Below are 18527 nucleotides of genomic sequence, written 5' to 3' on the forward strand. Positions count from 1 at the left end.
ATGACGGTAACTGTTTGTTGTCAGTAAAATTTAGCTCTATGTTGCTACAGAGCCCTCAATGTTTCAACGAGTAGTAGATCTTTTCTGCCAGCGCTTGCGAAATACCCGGCACTTTTGCAATTTCCTCCATGCTGGCATTGAGTAATCCTTGCAATCCGCCCATATATTTAAGCAACATCTGCCTGCGTTTTGGCCCGACGCCTTCGATGGTCTCAAGCGTACTGGTGTTTTTTACCTTCGCCCGTTTTTTCCGGTGCCCGCTGATGGCGTGATCGTGTGACTCATCGCGGATATGCTGGATAACATGCAGTGCCGGAGAATCCGGCGGCAGACTGAAGCCCTCCCCTTCCGGTTCGAAGAAGAGCGTCTCCAGACCGGCTTTACGATCGGCCCCTTTTGCCACGCCCAGCAGCAACGGATGGTTTTTATCCCAGCTCACATCAAGTGAGTCAAAGACCGCTTTCGCCTGCCCGAGCTGCCCTTTCCCGCCGTCAATCAGTATCACATCCGGGATTTTGCTCTCTTCGATGGCTTTACCGTAGCGACGGCGCAGCACCTGGTTCATGGCGGCATAGTCATCACCCGGCGTGATCCCGGTGATGTTATAGCGACGATATTCCGCGCGCAGCGGGCCGTTAGCATCAAACACCACGCAGGAGGCCACGGTCTGCTCGCCCATCGTGTGGCTGATGTCGAAGCACTCCATCCGTTTAACCTCCGGCAGCTTCAGGAGCGTAGCCAGTGCCGTTAAACGCTGGTGGACCGTCGATTGCTGGGACAGTTTTGTGGTAAGCGCCGTCGCCGCGTTGGTCCGGGCAAGCTTCAGGTAACGCGCGCGGTCACCGCGCGGTTTGGTCTGCACGTTAACCCGACGACCAGCCAGTTCTGACAGCGAATCCGCCAGCAGCGTTTTATCATCGAGATTGAAATCAAGCAGGATCTCCGATGGCAGCGTGCGCATCTGACTCCCCTGCAGATAGAACTGGCCGACGAAGGTTTCAACCACCTCACCCAGCTCCGTCCCCCCCGGCACTTTCGGGAAATAGCTGCGGCTCCCGAGCACTTTACCCTGACGAATAAACAGCACATGCACGCAGGCCATGCCGGCGTCAAAGGCAACGCCGATCACATCGAGATCGTCACCGGTGTTCGAGACGAACTGTTTCTCAGTGACTCTGCGCACCGCCTGGATTTGGTCGCGGATCCGCGCGGCCTCTTCGAACTCCAGCGCTGCACTGGCTTTCTCCATCCGGGCGATCAGCTGCGTTAATACCTGATCGTCTTTCCCGGCTAAAAACAGGCGCACATACTCGACCTGCTGCGCATACTCGTCTTCACTCACCAGCCCGGCAACGCATGGCCCCAGACAGCGGCCAATCTGGTACTGCAGACACGGGCGCGAGCGATTGCGATAGACACTGTTTTCACACTGGCGAACAGGGAAGATTTTTTGCAGCAGCGCCAGCGTCTCACGTACGGCATAGCCGTTGGGAAACGGGCCGAAATATTCACCCTTGGCATGTTTTGCACCGCGGTGCATAGCAAGCCGGGGGTGCGTATCACCACTCAGGAAGATGAACGGATAGGATTTATCATCGCGTAACAGCACGTTGTAGCGCGGCTGATAGAGCTTAATATAGTTATGCTCAAGCAGCAGCGCTTCGGTCTCGGTATGCGTGACGGTAACATCAATATTCTGTATGAGTGCGACCAGTGCTTCGGTCTTGCGGGAGGCAAGGTTACTGCGAAAATAGCTGGAGAGGCGCTTTTTGAGATCTTTCGCTTTCCCCACGTAGATAACCGTACCGCCAGCGTCATACATACGATAGACGCCAGGCTGGCTGGTTACGGTTTTCAGAAATGCTTTTGAATCGAACACATCACTCACTGACTTAACAACGTCTCCGCATTACATAAACCATGCCGGATGGCCAGATGAGTCAGTTCAACATCACCATGAATGTTCAGTTTGCTGAACATGCGATAACGATAGCTGTTCACCGTTTTCGGGCTAAGATTCAGCTGTTCCGAGATCTCATTTACCTTCTGACCTTTGGTGATCATCAGCATAATCTGCAATTCACGCTCGGACAAACTGGCAAACGGCGATTCCGTTTTCTCGGGTTCGATCTGACTCAGGGCCATCTGCTGAGCAATGTCGGAAGCAATGTAACGCTGTCCGGCAAACACGGAACGGATAGCATTGACAACTTCCTGCGGCGCGGCACCTTTACTCAGGTAACCGGCAGCGCCCGCCTGCATCACTTTCGCGGGCAGCGGGTTTTCAGTATGCACGGTCAGCATGATGACTTTTGTATCAACAAAGGTACGCGCGATTTTGCGGGTTGCTTCAAGACCACCGATACCGGGCATGTTCATATCCATCAACACCACATCGGCCGAATTAGTGCGGCACCATTTTACGGCATCTTCGCCGCAACAAGCCTCACCAGCAACTTTAATACCTTTTATATCTTCAAGAATGCGTCGTATCCCTGCGCGCACCAGTTCGTGGTCATCAACAAGAAGGACGTTGATCAAAGGAAATGTCTCCAGAATAGGGATAACGCTACTGAGTGATAATTTGGTTTATATTAACGGTTTTCCTCACAAGATTAAAACGTTAAAAAATCGGCTATTCGATTTCGCTCTCGTTTTTGGAAATTAGGCTGTACAGAACGTGGAAAGAGAGCCCGCGCCACCAGGGCTTGTGCAGCTTTTTTTAAGCATCTGTATTCAAAAAGTTACAAAAAACCTGTCGCCTGAGTCCGTAAAAAAACAGTTCTTAAATTTTTGTAACAATAATTAACGGCAAGCGAACCGGGTATAAACAATTCGTCGCTATTAACGCCGTACAGTTTAGCGGCACGCGTTGTTTACGCAAATAAACATCCAGTGTAAAAGTACGAAAAACAACCGCTGCATTTTTTGCTGCGCCTTGTGGTATACTCCGCCGCCTTGACTTTCATCGTCGCGCACGAGCGCCGTTTTATAATGAGGAAAATAAATGAGCACACCTGAATTTGCCACTGCGGAGAATAACCAGGAACTGGCACAGGAAGTAAACTGCCTGAAATCGCTGCTAACGCTGATGCTACAGGCGATGGGCCAGGCTGACGCCGGTCGTGTGATCATTAAAATGGAAAAACAAATCGCGCAGATGGAAGACCAGGCTGAATCCGCGGTATTTGCCAACACCGTTAAGCAAATTAAACAGGCCTACCGCCAGTAATAAAAAACGGCTGGATGCGGTGCATTCAGCCGTTGCCTCGTCTGACACGCAGAACGTACTCTCAACTCAAATAAGCCCGGTCGCCGCCGCGTAACACGCGATCTGCGTCTTGTTAGGCGCATTGAATTTCTTCTGCATATTCTTCTGATGAAAGTTAACCGTATTCTCTGAGATGGAGAGAATGATCGCAATTTCCGCCGACGTCTTCCCTTCCGCGGTCCATTTAAGAATTTCCCGTTCACGTTTGCTGAATTTCATCTCAGGCGGCATCACCATCTCATCTTCAAATCGAATCAACGATGTTAAGGCCACTTGCACCAGCAGTTGTAACCGCAGCTCTATTTCCTCGTGGTCTAGCGGGCTCTCCAGCATGCTAGTACGAGAAACCGACAGAAAACCGAGAGCATGATTCGGCAGCATCAGACACTGCGTTATTCCTGTACGTAAGCCGTGCTCCCGTGCGCTATGCCATAATTCCTCAGCATCCGCGAATAATTCGTCAGTCCAGGGCAAATGCCCCTGGATGAAATTCTCCGGTTTTAACACCGGGTCAATGGCGAAATAATTCTTCGACTGATATTGCGCCTGCCACTGTGGCGGATAAGTGGTATGCACAGAAATCTTAGGCCGCGTAAAAGGCACGGGATGGCGTACGCAGAGTGCGTAATAATCGAATTCTAGCGCCTGAGTTTGTCGCTGAAGTTCCTGATATACCTCGTCGGCACAGGTCAATTTCTGAAACCGGAGGGAGCATTCCCGTCGCCAGGTAAAAAAGTCTGAATCCTTCATACTTACTAAATGAAGCCTCTGAAATGATATTCATTATTATGGTGAATATAACCTAACACATAAAACTTATTTCTAACTACAAAATATCGGCAACAGCACAATTAACTTTACGTTTGATAAGGTTTAATGGGTCTGAGCGGAATAAAAAAACACGGTGTCGGGCGCAGGGGGAGAATAATTTGCCCCAGATGAATTTTCTGGAGCAAATTAGTGCAAAAATTCTACTGCATAAGGAATTTTTCAAGGAACTGACGGGTTCGCGGCTGCTGTGGGTTGGCAAATAAGTGTTTTGCCGGCCCCTGCTCCACGATCCTTCCCTGATCCATGAAAATGGCGCGGTCCGCCACATCACGAGCGAAGCTCATCTCGTGGGTAACGATAACCATTGTGCGTTTCTCCTGTGCCAGCTGGCGGATGGTGTTCAGCACCTCGCCCACCAGCTCAGGGTCGAGCGCAGAGGTCGGTTCATCAAAGAGGATCACATCCGGGCGCATCGCCAGCGCGCGGGCAATCGCCACACGCTGCTGCTGACCACCTGACAGGCGGCGCGGGTAGCTGGTTTCTTTACCGGCCAGCCCGACTTTTGCGAGCAACTCGCGCGCGCGAACCGTCGCGTCCTCTTTGGCTTCCCCTTTTACAATAACCGGGCCTTCAATGATGTTCTCCAGCACCGTCCGGTGTGGGAAGAGATTGAAGTTCTGGAAAACAAAGCCCACATGCTGGCGCAACTGGCGAATCAGACCTTTTTGCTGGCTGATGGATTTGCCGGTATCAATCGTAATGTTCCCCACCCGAATCGTGCCTTCTTCAGGCTGTTCAAGCAGGTTGATGCTGCGCAGCAGCGTTGTTTTCCCGGAACCACTCGGGCCGATAATGGCGACCACTTCACCCTGCTCAACCTCCAGATCAATCCCGTGGAGCACCGTTTGACCGTGGAATTTTTTCACCAGGTTTTTAACGTCGATAGCACTCATTTTGGATCACGCTCCTGGCGGTTAAGCTGGTTTTCGAAATAGTTTTGCAAGGCGGATAACACCGTCGCCATTACCCAGTAAATCAGCGAGGCCGCCAGATACATGGTGAACACTTCCAGGGTGCGCGAGGTAATAAGCTGCGCCTGACGGAACAGTTCCGGTACCTGAATGGTGGCCGCCAGCGACGTGTCTTTCACCAGGCTGATAAAGCTGTTGCTGAGCGGCGGAAGCGCCACACGCGCCGCCTGAGGCAGAATGGCTCTGCGCAGCGTTTGCCAGGGCGTCATACCGATACTGGCCGCCGCTTCCCACTGCCCTTTATCAATGGACGAGATTGCCGCACGCAGCGTTTCAGAGGTGTATGCCGCCGTATTGAGCGACAAACCAATCATCGCCGCCGGGATCGGATCCAGCTCAATACCAAACTGCGGTAAACCGTAGTAGATCATAAAGAGCTGCGCGATAAGCGGCGTGCCGCGAAACACGGAGATATAAAAACGCGCCACCCAGCGTACTGGTAAGACGGGTGACATACGCATTAAGGCCAGCACAAACCCGAGTACCAGACCGAAGAACATCCCGCCAATACTGAGCTGTAACGTAAATACCGCACCTTTAAGCAGGTACGGCAGGGAATCAATAACCAGTTGAATACTTTCTTGCATTATTATTTTTCGACCTGATTTTAGACATGAGGATGGTAGGCAAACAGCGCAGGTGCCCCGCCGGTGTGAACAAACAAAATCGGCCCTTCATCCTTAAAGCGCTTCTGTTCAATGCCATCGATAAGACCGGCCATCGCTTTGCCCGTATACACAGGATCAAGCAGTATACCCTCGAGGCGCGCCAGCAATTTCACCGCGTCCATCCCCTCTTCATTAGGCGTGCCGTAGCCTGGTGCAAAATAGTCGTCCCAGAGCTGGATATCAGCCGTTGCCTTCAACGCCAGTTGCTCTGCCACCGCCTGCTGTAAGGTGACCACTTTCGGCTTCTGGTCCGCGACGCTACGCGATACCGTCACGCCAATAAGCTCGACATCGGGTAATAATTGCTCCAGGCCTACGGCCAGCCCTGCGTGGGTACCTGCACTGCCGGAAGCAACAACGACAGAAGAGAGGCTGACCGCTCCCTCGCATTGCTGGGCAATCTCCAGCGCACTTTCCACATACCCCAGCGCGCCCAGCGCATTCGAGCCGCCGACAGGAATAACGTAGGGACGAAAACCCTGCGCTTCCAGACGCGTCGCCAGTTCATCAAGTTGTGCGGTCGGGTCGGTTAATGCCTCGACCATTTCGACTTGTACGTTAAACAGATCCAGCAGCAGACGGTTGCCGTTAGTCAGATAGTTTTCTGCGTGCGTTCCAATTGGGTTTTCCAGCAATGCCACACAGTGGAGACCCAGCTTTGCAGCCACCGCGGCGGTCTGGCGGACATGGTTAGACTGAATGGCACCTGCGGTAATGAGCGTATCCGCGCCTTCACGCAGGGCGTCAGCGGCCAGAAACTCCAGCTTACGCAGCTTATTGCCCCCCATCGCCATCGGCGTTACGTCATCGCGCTTAATAAAAATATCGCGTCCTAAATAGTCAGAAAATCGCGGCAGATACTCCAGCGGAGTCGGCGCGCCGATAAACTCCAGGCGGGGAAAGCGCGTTAAATTCTGTAGTGACATGGGTTCTCCGGTAACACTGACTCAATGTGATATTTTTCATTATGCACGCAGACGCGTAAGAAATAAAAAAGGCGCTTTTAAAAGCGCCTTTTTTTAACGTCAAAGACTTATTTCGTGACGTCTGCCCCGAACCACTTCTCAGAAAGGGCTTTCAGGCTGCCGTCTTTTTGCATGTCAGTAATCGCGGAGTCAATCGCTTTAACCAGGTCGTCGTTGCCTTTACGAACGGCTACACCGGATTCCTGACGAGAGAACGCATCACCGGCTACCGCCAGGGTATTGTTGGTTTTCTTCACCAGATCCAGCGCGGCCAGACGGTCAACCAGAATCGCATCAATACGACCTACGCGGAGATCCTGGTATTTTGTCGGGTCATCATCGTAAGTGCGGATATCCACACCCTGAACGTTCTGGCGCAGCCACTCTTCATAGTTGGTCCCCAGACCGACACCGACTTTTTTGCCTTTCAGGTCAGCGGCCGTTTTAATGGTGCCTTCGTTACCTTTCTTCACCAGCGCCTGGATACCAGACACGGTGTACGGTGTGGAGAAGTCATACTTCTTCTTACGCTCGTCAGAAATGGTCACCTGGTTAATCACCACATCAATACGTTTGGAATCCAGCGACGCCAGCATACCGTCCCATTTGGTCGGTTTGATGGAGGCTTTCACGCCAAGGTGTTTCGCCAGTTCCTGTGCAAATTCCACTTCAAAACCGGTGAGTTTACCGTCATCGCCCTGGAAGCTGAACGGAGGATAGGTTCCTTCCAGACCGACCAGCAGCGTACCGCGCTCTTTCACTTTATTCAGCAGATTTTCTGCGGCGAACGTTTTCACGCTCATACCCGCGACCAGCGCGACTGCCATTACACCCATCAGCGCCTGACGACCCAGAAGTGCTAATTTCATAAATACCCCGATATAGTGGAATTTTTGAGTAGTGTAGAGAAATCACCTGCAAGGTCAAAGGCGACTGCGCTACATCTTATTCTTTTTTAATATATATCAGAAGTTGTTCCAGCGTGGGCTTTCTGCTTTATGGCACCCGGCATTTGTACCTTATATTGTGCATACTTGCGCAGCGCAATGCGGTAGTTGTTGGTGCTGGTCGCAGGCAACCACGGCTCAAGATTCTCATCCAGATAGCCGGTCTTCAGCAGATCGCGGGAGATGTTGTTCACGGTGAGATGTTGTCCGAGACGGCGCAGGCGGACGACATATTCGCGTACGGTTCCGTGGCTCATCTCCGTTTGTTCAAACAGGAATTGTTTGAAGCCGATAATGTCGAAGAAGTCGCTTTGCTCTTTGCAGTGGAGATCACCGCAGAAACGGCAAAGCGCCACCCACTCTTTTTGTTCTTCGAGCCATGCTGCTTCATCCATCAACGTGTCGAGACGTGAAATCGCGATCTTATTAACGATTTCGCCTCGACGAACCAGCGTGATACGATCGAGTAACTTGTTACAGTGGGCGCAATGCGTCTGGCTGTGTTTAAAGTCTTTCAGGTAGCGGCTTAAAGGCCGTCTTTTAGATTGCTGCACCGTCATGATAACTCCTGGTTGTCAATACGTTGTGCGGCATTTTTCAGGTGAATCAATCACCTATAACTTACCCAGCTTTGTGCGTAAACGTTTAATGGCCTGGCTGTGCAACTGGCTTACCCGAGACTCCCCCACTTCCAGAACAGCGCCAATCTCTTTGAGATTAAGCTCTTCCTGATAATAGAGGGTCAACACCAGCTGTTCGCGCTCAGGTAAAGCCTCAATCGCTTCCATTACGCGCTGGCGTAAATTACCTTCCATTAAATGGTGTAACGGGTTTTCTTGCTGATGCTCATCCGTCACCAGCTCGATGCTATCGCCATGCTCTTCTCGCCACTCGTCATAAGAGAAGAGTTGGCTATTATTGGTATCGAGCAACATCTGACGATACTCTTCAACAGCAATGCCAAGACGTTCCGCCACTTCTGTTTCCGTAGCGTTACGTCCCAGTTCCTGTTCCAGCTGCCCCATCGCATGCGCCACTTCGCGCGCGTTGCGGCGAACACTGCGCGGCACCCAGTCGCGGCTGCGCAGCTCATCCAGCATCGCACCACGAATACGCTGAACTGCGTAAGTCGTAAATGCCGTTCCTTGCAGAGCGTCGTATCGGTCAACTGCATTCAATAACCCGATACCGCCCGCCTGTAGCAGATCGTCAAGTTCCACGCTCGCCGGCAAACGCACCTGGAGGCGCAATGCTTCGTGACGCACCAGTGGGACATAACGCTGCCACAGCGAGTGTTTATCCATTACACCTTCAGCGGTATAGAGTGAATTCACGATAAACAGCCCTGCGTTAGTTGAGTTATCGGCATGATTATCCGATTCTGCAGGGCGTTCAATTGGATGAATAGTGGGTAAAATGGGGGGTTATTTGGGGTAATAAAGACACCGTAAGATAGTAACCTTTTGTTTTATGTTGAAATTATTATTTTTCAATATCATTCCTGGCAGCAATTTGTAGCTAACGCGGGATTCTGCCCCCAATAAAAAAGGTCTTTCGTTACGTTTTGCTTTAATATATCTATTACAACCCTAATGCCAACACACGTTTTAATGAAGAAAAACCCGCTTTTTCCAATCCGCTAATTAACGAGAAAAAATGACGGCTATTCCTTCCCTGAGAGGTCTCGCTCATGGTTTATCTTAGGCCCAAAGTATTAATTCAGGCATCCTGGCAGTTAAGAAAGCAAGGTTGCGGCGAGACTCAGTCAGCCTTTAGAACGTTGGGGATAAGATGAAACTGGCAATTTATGGCGCAGGTGGCCTTGGTAGAGAAGTGCTCGAACTCGCACAAGAGATAAACGCTACGGAATCGCGCTGGGATGCTTTGTGTTTGATCGATGATAATCCCCAATTCGATCAATTAAACAGTTATCCCGTTGTCACCCTGCACGCTCTCATACCCGACGAATGTGAAATCGTTATTGCTGTTGGCGAACCTTCACTGCGCCGCGCCCTGGGACAGAGGGCCTTTGAGGGCGGATTCCGGCTGGCCACGCTTGTCCATCCCAGTGCCCGCCTGAGCCCATCCTGTACCCTCGGAGAAGGATGCGTAATCAGCTATGGTGCATTCATCTCTTGCGACACCGTCATTAGTCGCAATGTGCATCTTCAGCCTAATGCCAGTTTGGGACATGATTGCTATATAGGGCAGGACTCAATTATCTCTTCTTATGCCAATCTTGCTGGTAAATGCAGGATCGGCGAACGCGTCTTTATTGGTATGAACGCCGTCATCCGTGAAACCACAGCCATTGGTGATGACACTGTTGTCAGTATGGGGGCCGCCGTTTTTAACGATATCGCACCCACAATGATTGTGATGGGTAATCCAGCGCGGGCGATTCGTCCGAATATAGATAATAAAGTATTTAAGTAGACCCTGTTTTTGGGCGCTCACAAAAGCATGAACTTTTGGCCATAACCAGTTCACCTAACACATTTTAGGTGTTAAGAAATTTCCTCGCTATACTGGAGAAAAATGATGTCAAACTTGGAAACTTACAACCGCATCTTCACTGAAACCTTTGAAGTTTCAGAAGATATTTTGTCTGGCTATAAATATCAGGATACACCATCCTGGGATTCAGTTGGTCATATGACCATGATTGCATCACTTGAAGATGCATTTGACATCATGATGGACACGGATGACATTATTGAATTCGCATCCTGGGAAAAAGGCAAAGAGATCCTTAAAAAATACGATGTAGAAATTCAGGGCTAAGTGATGATGCTTCACGCAAAAACGGCCGTGATCACAGGATGCTTACAGGGTATCGGTAAGGCTACGCTGGAAACGTTCGCCCGTTCGGGTGCGACAGTATTTGCTTGCTGCCAGGCTCCCGAACCTGCCTTTACTGATTTCATCATAGAAATTAGCGAGAAATATCAGGCGGAAATTATTCCACTGTATTTCGACCTGCAGGATAACGATGCAATAAAACAAGCCGCAATGACGATTCAGAAGACTAAAAAAAAGGTTGATATTTTGGTCAATGTTGCTGGCGCAAATTTTGATGCCAATTTTCAGATGGTAACGCTCGAACAGTTGCAAAAAACATTTACTATCAATTTCTTCTCGCAAATCGCTTTCACGCAATATATTGCCCGTATCATGCTTCGCCAGAAAAAGGGCAGCATTATCAATATTTCCAGTATTTCTGCCCTTGACGGAAACTCGGGTCAACTGGCCTATGCCAGCGCAAAAGCAGCGTGGATTGCAGCCACCAAAACACTTTCTGCTGAACTCGGCCCACAGGGCGTGCGTGTTAACGCTATCGCGCCAGGCGTTATTCGTACAGCAATGACAGCCGCACTCTCAGAAGAAGTTATGGCACGACAAATGGCGCGTTGCGAATTAAAACGCCCGGGTTTGCCTGAAGAAGTGGCGAATACGTTGATGTGGTTGGCGTCCGATGCCTCCAGTTATACCACCGGGCAGGTTATCCGCATCGATGGCGGAATGGGTTGAGGGAAGCAGAAATGTTGATGCAAGGTAAAACCGTTTTAATTACTGGCTGCCGCCGTGGCATGGGTCTTTCTATGGTCGAGGTATTTGCTGCCAATGGCGCAAACATTTACGCCCATGCGCGGGAAGCCGATGATGTGTTCATAGAGAAAATGGCTGCCATAGCCGACCACCATCAGGTTGCGATCTGGCCTGTCAGTTTCGATATGACAGATTATGGCGCAATGAAACTGGCCATAAAAAACATCATGTCCGACAAGCGTCCGCTGGATGCGGTGATCAATAACGCCGGCATCACGTTGAATGGTCTGTTTCAGATGACCAGTGAAGCGCAGCTTCGTGAACAGTTCGAGGTGAATTTCTTTTCCGTTTATCTTTTCAACCAGTACATCGTCAGAATGATGGTTCGCAATCAGCGCGGCAGTATTGTTAATATTGCCTCGACTGCAGGAGAAGATGGGAACCCGGGAAAATCTGCCTACGGCGCATCAAAAGCAGCGCTCATTGCGATGACAAAATCCATCGCGGCGGAATTGGGTGAAAAAGGTATTCGCGCCAACTGTATCGCACCCGGCATTACGGATACGGATATGCTGCTGACGATGCCCGCTCACGTCATAGAAGAGGCAAAAAATAGTGCCGATCTGCGACGCGCAGGTATCCCTGCAGAAATTGCAGAGGCGGCACTGTTCCTCGCAAGCGATCTCTCTTCCTACATTACCGGCCAAACGATCCGAGTTGATGGCGGTTTGAAATGATACACACGCACTCAGAAACAGAAAACGCCTCTCGTCGTATTAGACAGCAAATTGTGCGCGTGGCTCATCACGCCCCAAGCGATGGTGTTCATATCTCACCTGCCCTTTCGATGGTGGATATCCTCAGCGTTCTTTACGGGAATGTAATGCGGTATGAGGCAAACGACATTACCAGCTCACATCGCGATGTTTTTATTCTGAGTAAAGGTCATGCAGCGTTGGGGCTTTATGCCACTCTGTGTGAGTTTGGCATCATGACCCCTGAGCAACTTAACACTTTCGAGTTGAATGGTTCTGTCCTGCAAGTGCATCCCACTAAGCATCCTGAATACGGCATCGATTTTTCTGGAGGTAGTCTGGCTCAGGGACTTTCCTTTGCTACCGGGCTGGCATTGGGACGCCGTCTTAAGGGTGACACGTGGCATACTTATGCGTTAGTAGGGGATGGAGAATGCAATGAAGGTGCCATTTGGGAATGTGCGTTCATGGCCGCACATCATAAAGTGGATAACCTGACGCTGATTGTCGATCGTAATGGTTTACAGTCTGATGGACACACTGAAGATGTCATGCGCATGGATCTCGAAGCCCTCTGGCGTGCTTGCCACTGGGAAACCATTGTCTGTGACGGACACGATCTGGGGGCGCTGGTTAATGCTTTTGCTCAGCCGCACAACGGCAAACCCAAAGTTATTATCGCCAATACCATTAAGGGTAAGGGCGTGTCCTTCATGGAAAATAATAAAGAGTTTCATCGCAATCGCATTTCTGCACAACAGCTCAACGATGCGCTAGTCGAACTTAATGGGGCACATCATGCTTGAGTTTAAACCCGCCACCATCCGTTCATGGTCAATGCTCGGCTCACGGGGCACCTTTGGCATGGCGCTGCTGGAACTGGCACGCGAACACGAAAATATCGTGGCGCTTTCCGGCGATCTGTGTAATTCCTCCGGCCTTGACCGCTTTAGTACCACCTGGCCTGAACGCTTTTTTAACGCCGGAATTGCCGAGCAGAATATGGTCGGTGTGGCTGCGGGCCTTGCGGCCAGCGGCTTTGTCCCCTTTGTCACTTCGTTCCCCAATTTTCTGACCCTGCGTGCAGCCGAACAGGTGCGTTTAAACCTGGGCTATATGCAGGAAAACGTTAAGCTGGTCGGCCTGGCTTCAGGATTAGCAACAGGCATGTTTGGCGCAACCCATCATGGTATTGAAGAACTGGCGATGCTGCGATCCGTTTCGAACATCACTATTTTCTCCCCAGCGGACTGTACGGCCACGGTGAAAATGACCCATGCCGCCTTTGAACATAAAGGACCGGTCTACCTGAGGTTAACGGGTGGAATGCGTGCGCCAATCGTCTATAAAGAGGACTTCGAACTGGTGCCAGGCAAAGCCAATACGTTGCTTGAGGGTGAGGATATTGCCATCATCGCCACCGGCAGCATGGTCCACACTTCGCTCACCGTAGCCGGGCATCTCGCGGACCAGGGCGTGCAGGCAACGGTGATTGACATGCACACAATCAAACCTCTGGACGTGGCGACACTTCAACAGCATCTGGATAAAAAACTGCTCGTAACGGTAGAAGAGCACAGCGTGACGGGTGGTCTGGGAAGTGCAGTTGCAGAATTTCTTGCCGGGGAAGAGTGTCGGCCGAAACTGATGATTGCCGGTATTCCTCAGGGTTATCCACACGCAGGAGACTATGCCTGGATGCTTGAGCAAAGTGGGCTCACTGCAGCACAACTGACAGCCCAGATATTAGGTGCATTATAAATTATGGCGTTCTGGCATACTGATAAGGTTTCACCTGACCATCTCGCTCTAGTGGACGATCGAGGACAGGCGCTTCGCTGGGGTGAACTCACAGACCGCGTTCAGAAGCTGGCTGAAACTATTCCGCCTCGTACATTGGTCTTTATTTTTTGCAAAAATCAGTGTGACACCATAATTGGTTATCTGGCTTGCCTTAAGCAAAATGCAGTTGCACTGTTGCTTGATAGCGAGCTTAACGACGCAATGGTTAAGTCACTCATCGACACCTACCACCCCTCGTATTTATGGCGCGAAGAGCACGGTACTTTCCGCCTGCAAGCTACCGGTCTTACACCATTCCAATTGCATGATGATCTTGCCCTATTGATGACAACCTCGGGATCCACTGGAAGTAGCAAACTGGTGCGATTAAGTCAACGCAACCTGGAAAGTAATGCTACAAGCATTGCGAATTATCTTGCTATCGACTCTCAAGAGCGCGGGCTGGTCAGCCTGCCGCTGAATTACGTGTATGGGTTATCAATCGTCAATAGCCATCTGAAAGCTGGCGCGACGCTGCTTCTGACAAGCGCAAGTGTCATGCAGCGTGAGTTCTGGACATTTGTGCGTGATGAACGTGCCACCTCGCTTGCTGGAGTGCCCTACACTTGGGAAATGCTCAAAAAATTGCGTTTTATGCGCATGGATCTTCCTGATATGCGAACGCTAACCCAGGCTGGCGGAAAATTGGCTCCTGCGCTGGTCAAAGAGTTCACCGATTATGCCGATCAACACGGAAAACGTTTTGTGGTGATGTATGGCGCAGCTGAAGCAACATCTCGCATGGCCTGGCTTGCCCCAGAATTTGCGCAACGCAAAAGTAGCACCATTGGTACTCCCATCCCCGGCGGCGAATTTATATTGCTTGACGAAAACGGTGACATTATCACTGCCCCCGATGTTGACGGAGAGTTGGTCTATAAGGGTGAGAATGTGGCGCTTGGCTACGCAGAGCGTGGTTGCGATCTGGCATTAGGAGATACATTCCAGGGCATTCTGCACACCGGCGATATTGCTCGCGTAGATACCGACGGGTTTTACTCTATTGTTGGCCGTAAAAAGCGTTTCCTTAAAATTTTTGGCAACCGCCTCGGTATGGATGAGATGGAAACACTACTGAAAACAGCATTCCCGGATCTTAACTGCGCATGCGATGGGCGCGATGATTTAGTCTGTATTTTCATTACAGATGCCGCTTTTGAAAGCGCAGTAAAACACTATGCAGCTGCTAAAAGCCAGCTTCATCATTCCGCGTTTCGCGTTATCACACTGGATGAGATACCCAAAAACGCCGCGGGTAAGACGATTTATCCTAAGCTGAAAAATTATGTCCCTTCCGTTTGAAGCAATATTAGCGCAGGCGCCCTACTCGCTCGCACGGGAAGAAAAGCACGCGCTGCAACTGGCCAGGCTGCGCGAGCTTACCGCGCACCATTATGCGCATTGCGAACCTTATCGTCGTATGCTGGATGCACAATCCTTTAACCCCGCTACGCTTAGCGATGTAACCTCATTGCCTTTTCTTCCAGTTTCTCTGTTTAAAACACTGAAATTACAAAGCGTACCGGATAGTGATATTGTAAAAACAATGACCTCATCCGGCACAACCGGACAGCAGTTCTCCCGAATTTATCTGGACAAGGCAACAGCATCCCATCAGCAAAAAACGCTGGTAAAAATTGTCAGTCAATTTACTGGCTCTGGGCGTTTGCCTATGCTGATTATTGACTCTCCTGAAGTGTTAAAAGATCGGCAGCAATTCTCTGCCCGCGGCGCCGGAATTTTAGGCTTCTCATTATTTGGTAGCGATCGTGCCTGGGCATTAGACGAGAGCATGACGCTGAATTTACCCGTAATTGAAGCCTTTTTAGAGAAGCATCAAGGTAAGCGGATTCTGCTGTTCGGTTTCACCTTTATGGTCTGGCAGCACTTCTATCAGGAATTAAAAACAAGCGCTCATCAGATTGATCTCAGTAATGCCCTGTTAATTCACGGCGGCGGCTGGAAAAAGCTGCAAAGTGAAGCGGTGACCCCCGAGGTCTTTGCTGAAAGTTTGAATGAACTTTGCGCCCTGTCGGCGGTACACGATTATTATGGCATGGTCGAACAGACCGGCTGTATTTACATGCAATGCGAGCATGGACATCTGCACACGTCGATTTTCTCGGACGTCATTATCCGCGACCCGCACGATTTTTCCGTTCTCCCCCACGGCCAGTCAGGCATTATCCAGGTAATATCCCTGTTACCCGAATCCTATCCCGGACACGCTTTGCTAACCGAAGATGAAGGCGTCATTCTGGGTGAAGATGACTGTGATTGCGGGCGAAAAGGCAAATACTTGCGTATTTTAGGACGGTTGAAGAAAGCCGAATTACGGGGGTGTAGCGATACATATGCAGCACAATCTTAGCGGTCTGGACTTTATTCTGGGGGATGAAACGCTCCTGCACAGTATGCCTGAGCAAAAAGCGTTACCACTTTTTGCCCCGGACATTATCGAGTTTCTGGACACCTTTTCCCGCCTCACGTTAGCCGATAACGAAGCGAAAAACTGGCCAGATGTGATCGGTCTGGGTTTCTGGTGTCGTCCCTCATCTATCGCTCGTATGCAGTATGAAAACTGTTCAGTTGCTCACCGCTATGGACGTGGAGTGGCATTTCATATCGCTCCGGGCAATGTAGCCGTGAATTTTGCCTATTCGCTTATTGTTGGGCTACTAACCGGTAACGCCAATATTGTCCGTTTACCCGGACGCGTTCACCCCCAGACGGCGATAGTGGTACGGTTATTTAATAGTGCGCTCCAAAGCCACCCAATGATGCGGCCAAGAATTATTCTTGTGCGTTATGATCGACAACGACACATCAATGATGCGCTGTCGGCAATATGCGACACACGCATTATCTGGGGTGGCGACAAAACCATAGCAGATTTGCGTCAATCTTCACTTCCCCCCCGGGCTCTGGACATTGCATTCGCCGACCGTTACTCCATCGCGGTGATTAACGCAGATGCTTATCTGGCGCATCCTGAAAAGGAACAACTTGCGCGGGCATTTTACAATGACACGCTCTTAAACGATCAGAACGCGTGTACTTCTCCGTCTCTTATCGTCTGGCTGGGTGAAAATCTACAGCAGGGGCGAGCCCTGTTCTGGCAAAATTTTGAGGCGCTTGCCGCTGCTCGTTATACGCCTGAGCCCGTCTCTGCGGTGAATAAACTGACGCAATTGTACTTGCTCAGTGCTCGTTTTGCTGGCGTGAGAAAAGTGTCCGGGGCACAAAATATCATCGTGCGCGTTGAACTCTCTGCCCTCGAAAAAGAGACGCTCGACTGGCGCGGCAATGGTGGTTTTTTCATGGAGTACGTGGCGCGGTCGCTTGATGAAATCAATCCGATTTGTCACTCACGTTGCCAGACAATGGCCACCTTTGGCGTCTCGTCTGATGAGCTGAATAATTGGCTTGCTTCGGGTCTCAGAGGGGTAGACCGTATTGTCTCCCTTGGCCAGACGCTTGATTTTTCTCTGCAGTGGGACGGCTATGATTTGGTCGCCATGTTGACCCGTGTTATTGCTCGTCCCTCCTCTTTCACTCACCTTGCGCATAATGCTGGAGAAAATGTTGAAAGCCATACTTGATATGCTCAGTGAAACCCGCAATCACTTCATCGATATGCTGGCACGGATGCAGACAAACGGTCACCCCATCGTGCTTTGTGGTGCAGGTTATGTCTCGCAAATCACCTGGGATTTTATGCAGCGTCAGGGAATGTCCGTTGATTATGTTGCGATAAGTGATGCGTGGCTTAAACCTGGGGATGAATTCAATGGCAAACGCATTGTCAGTTTAGAGTCCCTCACGGCTCAGGAATCACAATATAACTACATTATCGCTATGCAGTTTATCGATGAGCCATTACGTGTAGAGCTTGAACGTAATGCCGGCGTGATCCTCTTTTATGATCCCACCTTTGTGGGCATTAATGCGGGTGAGCACTTTACTACTGCGTGGTGTGAAACACACCAGGACAAGCTTAATGAATTTTATGACAACCTTACCGACGAGGCGTCGAAAACCACGTTAATTGCTTATCTGAACCAGCGGATAAGCGCGCGCGAAATCTACTGCCACAGTGTCTTTCACCCGGAACATTACTTCCCACGTGAGTTGATACGCTTCGGTGCTGAAGAGATCTTAGTCGATGGCGGGGCGTATAATGGCGATAGCATTGCCGCTTTTGTAAATGCCCTTGAGCAGCAAAATGTTGCCCCTGCGGCTAAAATTTTCGCCTTTGAACCGGACAAAAACACGTTCGCATTACTGGAACAAAATACGGCTAATTTGCCCCAGTGCGTGTGCATTAATGCGGGAATATGGAATACAAACGCCACGCTGCGTTTTAATGCCGGCCATGCCCTTTCTTCTGCCATAACTGATTCACCTGACGCCGAAGAAATTGCGCTTAACAGTATTGATAACGTCGTTGCTGGCGAGAAAGTTACTTTTATAAAGATGGATATTGAAGGCTCAGAACTTGAAGCATTAAAAGGTGCGCAGGCGACGATAGAAAAACACTATCCGATATTGGCAATTAGTCTTTACCATAAGCCAGCCGATCTCATCACCATTCCACAATTTATTCACCAGATACAGCCTGGCTATCATTTTTATCTGCGTGCTCATCATCCCAGACTGGCATGTGAATTAGTGCTTTACGCTATTCCTCCGCACAGATTACCCCCCCATTAATAGTAAAAGGCTTTG

At 50.3% G+C, this 18527-nt stretch carries 21 protein-coding genes; 12 read left to right on the plus strand and 9 right to left on the minus strand.

Annotation, left to right across the window (positions count from 1 at the left end):
* Positions 1 to 55: 55 nt before the first annotated feature.
* Positions 56 to 1888 (minus strand): excinuclease ABC subunit UvrC, encoded by a 1833-nt coding sequence (gene uvrC / locus AAIR21_RS01150; RefSeq protein ID WP_014170707.1) that lies wholly within the window; start codon positions 1886 to 1888, stop codon positions 56 to 58.
* Positions 1885 to 2541: a UvrY/SirA/GacA family response regulator transcription factor gene (gene uvrY, locus AAIR21_RS01155; RefSeq protein WP_013096026.1), complete on the minus strand. Its 657-nt coding sequence runs from the start codon at positions 2539 to 2541 to the stop codon at positions 1885 to 1887. Before uvrY ends, uvrC begins: the two co-directional genes overlap by 4 nt.
* Before the next feature lie 399 nt (positions 2542 to 2940).
* On the opposite strand from uvrY, the gene AAIR21_RS01160 reads away from it, so the two are divergent.
* Together AAIR21_RS01160 and AAIR21_RS01165 are read left to right on the plus strand one after the other, a co-directional pair.
* On the plus strand, positions 2941 to 3021 hold the full coding sequence (locus tag AAIR21_RS01160) for a hypothetical protein (RefSeq protein WP_418251707.1): 81 nt from the start codon (positions 2941 to 2943) through the stop codon (positions 3019 to 3021).
* Positions 3008 to 3232: a DUF2594 family protein gene (locus AAIR21_RS01165; protein ID WP_003859644.1), complete on the plus strand. Its 225-nt coding sequence runs from the start codon at positions 3008 to 3010 to the stop codon at positions 3230 to 3232. Before AAIR21_RS01160 ends, AAIR21_RS01165 begins: the two co-directional genes overlap by 14 nt.
* Positions 3233 to 3298: 66 nt before the next feature.
* Here AAIR21_RS01165 and sdiA read toward each other — a convergent pair whose 3' ends face one another.
* From sdiA to AAIR21_RS01200, 7 genes are all read right to left on the minus strand, one after another.
* Complete coding sequence (gene sdiA / locus AAIR21_RS01170; RefSeq protein ID WP_014170708.1) at positions 3299 to 4021, minus strand: transcriptional regulator SdiA; 723 nt, start codon at positions 4019 to 4021, stop codon at positions 3299 to 3301.
* A 221-nt stretch (positions 4022 to 4242) separates the two neighbouring features.
* Positions 4243 to 4995, minus strand: a complete 753-nt coding sequence (tcyN, locus tag AAIR21_RS01175) for an L-cystine ABC transporter ATP-binding protein TcyN (RefSeq protein WP_014170709.1) — start codon at positions 4993 to 4995, stop codon at positions 4243 to 4245.
* Positions 4992 to 5660: a cystine ABC transporter permease gene (tcyL, locus tag AAIR21_RS01180; protein WP_014170710.1), complete on the minus strand. Its 669-nt coding sequence runs from the start codon at positions 5658 to 5660 to the stop codon at positions 4992 to 4994. The genes tcyN and tcyL overlap by 4 nt, the downstream gene beginning before the upstream one ends.
* 20 nt (positions 5661 to 5680) lie before the next feature.
* The gene (gene dcyD / locus AAIR21_RS01185; RefSeq protein WP_020883351.1) at positions 5681 to 6667 is read right to left on the minus strand and encodes a D-cysteine desulfhydrase; all 987 of its coding nucleotides are present in this window, start codon (positions 6665 to 6667) and stop codon (positions 5681 to 5683) included.
* 107 nt (positions 6668 to 6774) lie between these two features.
* Complete coding sequence (gene tcyJ, locus AAIR21_RS01190; protein WP_183516182.1) at positions 6775 to 7575, minus strand: cystine ABC transporter substrate-binding protein; 801 nt, start codon at positions 7573 to 7575, stop codon at positions 6775 to 6777.
* Between the two features lie 86 nt (positions 7576 to 7661).
* A complete protein-coding gene (gene fliZ, locus AAIR21_RS01195; RefSeq protein ID WP_008500339.1) occupies positions 7662 to 8213 on the minus strand; it encodes a flagella biosynthesis regulatory protein FliZ in 552 nt (183 codons plus the stop codon).
* A 54-nt stretch (positions 8214 to 8267) separates the two neighbouring features.
* Positions 8268 to 8987 (minus strand): RNA polymerase sigma factor FliA, encoded by a 720-nt coding sequence (locus AAIR21_RS01200; RefSeq protein ID WP_014170714.1) that lies wholly within the window; start codon positions 8985 to 8987, stop codon positions 8268 to 8270.
* A gap of 457 nt (positions 8988 to 9444) precedes the next feature.
* Here AAIR21_RS01200 and AAIR21_RS01205 point away from each other — a divergent pair, with 457 nt between their 5' ends.
* From AAIR21_RS01205 to AAIR21_RS01250, 10 genes are all read left to right on the plus strand, one after another.
* Positions 9445 to 10089 carry an acetyltransferase gene (locus AAIR21_RS01205; protein ID WP_063215619.1) on the plus strand — a complete coding sequence of 215 codons (645 nt, stop codon included), beginning with the start codon at positions 9445 to 9447 and terminating at the stop codon, positions 10087 to 10089.
* Positions 10090 to 10194: 105 nt separating this feature from the next.
* A complete protein-coding gene (locus AAIR21_RS01210; protein WP_063215618.1) occupies positions 10195 to 10437 on the plus strand; it encodes a hypothetical protein in 243 nt (80 codons plus the stop codon).
* Positions 10438 to 10440: 3 nt separating this feature from the next.
* Positions 10441 to 11184, plus strand: a complete 744-nt coding sequence (locus tag AAIR21_RS01215) for an SDR family NAD(P)-dependent oxidoreductase (protein ID WP_181240724.1) — start codon at positions 10441 to 10443, stop codon at positions 11182 to 11184.
* 11 nt (positions 11185 to 11195) lie between these two features.
* Complete coding sequence (locus AAIR21_RS01220) at positions 11196 to 11939, plus strand: SDR family NAD(P)-dependent oxidoreductase (RefSeq protein WP_063215616.1); 744 nt, start codon at positions 11196 to 11198, stop codon at positions 11937 to 11939.
* Complete coding sequence (locus AAIR21_RS01225) at positions 11936 to 12763, plus strand: transketolase (protein WP_113656019.1); 828 nt, start codon at positions 11936 to 11938, stop codon at positions 12761 to 12763. Before AAIR21_RS01220 ends, AAIR21_RS01225 begins: the two co-directional genes overlap by 4 nt.
* The gene (locus tag AAIR21_RS01230; RefSeq protein ID WP_063934424.1) at positions 12756 to 13718 is read left to right on the plus strand and encodes a transketolase family protein; all 963 of its coding nucleotides are present in this window, start codon (positions 12756 to 12758) and stop codon (positions 13716 to 13718) included. Before AAIR21_RS01225 ends, AAIR21_RS01230 begins: the two co-directional genes overlap by 8 nt.
* A gap of 3 nt (positions 13719 to 13721) precedes the next feature.
* Positions 13722 to 15101, plus strand: coding sequence for an AMP-binding protein (locus AAIR21_RS01235; protein WP_063215613.1), 1380 nt, complete (start codon positions 13722 to 13724; stop codon positions 15099 to 15101).
* The gene (locus AAIR21_RS01240; protein WP_063215612.1) at positions 15085 to 16170 is read left to right on the plus strand and encodes an acyl-protein synthetase; all 1086 of its coding nucleotides are present in this window, start codon (positions 15085 to 15087) and stop codon (positions 16168 to 16170) included. The genes AAIR21_RS01235 and AAIR21_RS01240 overlap by 17 nt, the downstream gene beginning before the upstream one ends.
* The gene (locus AAIR21_RS01245) at positions 16154 to 17401 is read left to right on the plus strand and encodes an acyl-CoA reductase (RefSeq protein WP_113656020.1); all 1248 of its coding nucleotides are present in this window, start codon (positions 16154 to 16156) and stop codon (positions 17399 to 17401) included. The genes AAIR21_RS01240 and AAIR21_RS01245 overlap by 17 nt, the downstream gene beginning before the upstream one ends.
* Complete coding sequence (locus AAIR21_RS01250; RefSeq protein WP_063934422.1) at positions 17382 to 18512, plus strand: FkbM family methyltransferase; 1131 nt, start codon at positions 17382 to 17384, stop codon at positions 18510 to 18512. The genes AAIR21_RS01245 and AAIR21_RS01250 overlap by 20 nt, the downstream gene beginning before the upstream one ends.
* The last annotated feature ends 15 nt before the right edge of the window (positions 18513 to 18527 follow it).

The sequence above is a fragment of the Enterobacter sp. PTB genome, from assembly GCF_051130085.1.
GTDB classification, from domain to species: Bacteria; Pseudomonadota; Gammaproteobacteria; order Enterobacterales; family Enterobacteriaceae; genus Enterobacter; species Enterobacter ludwigii.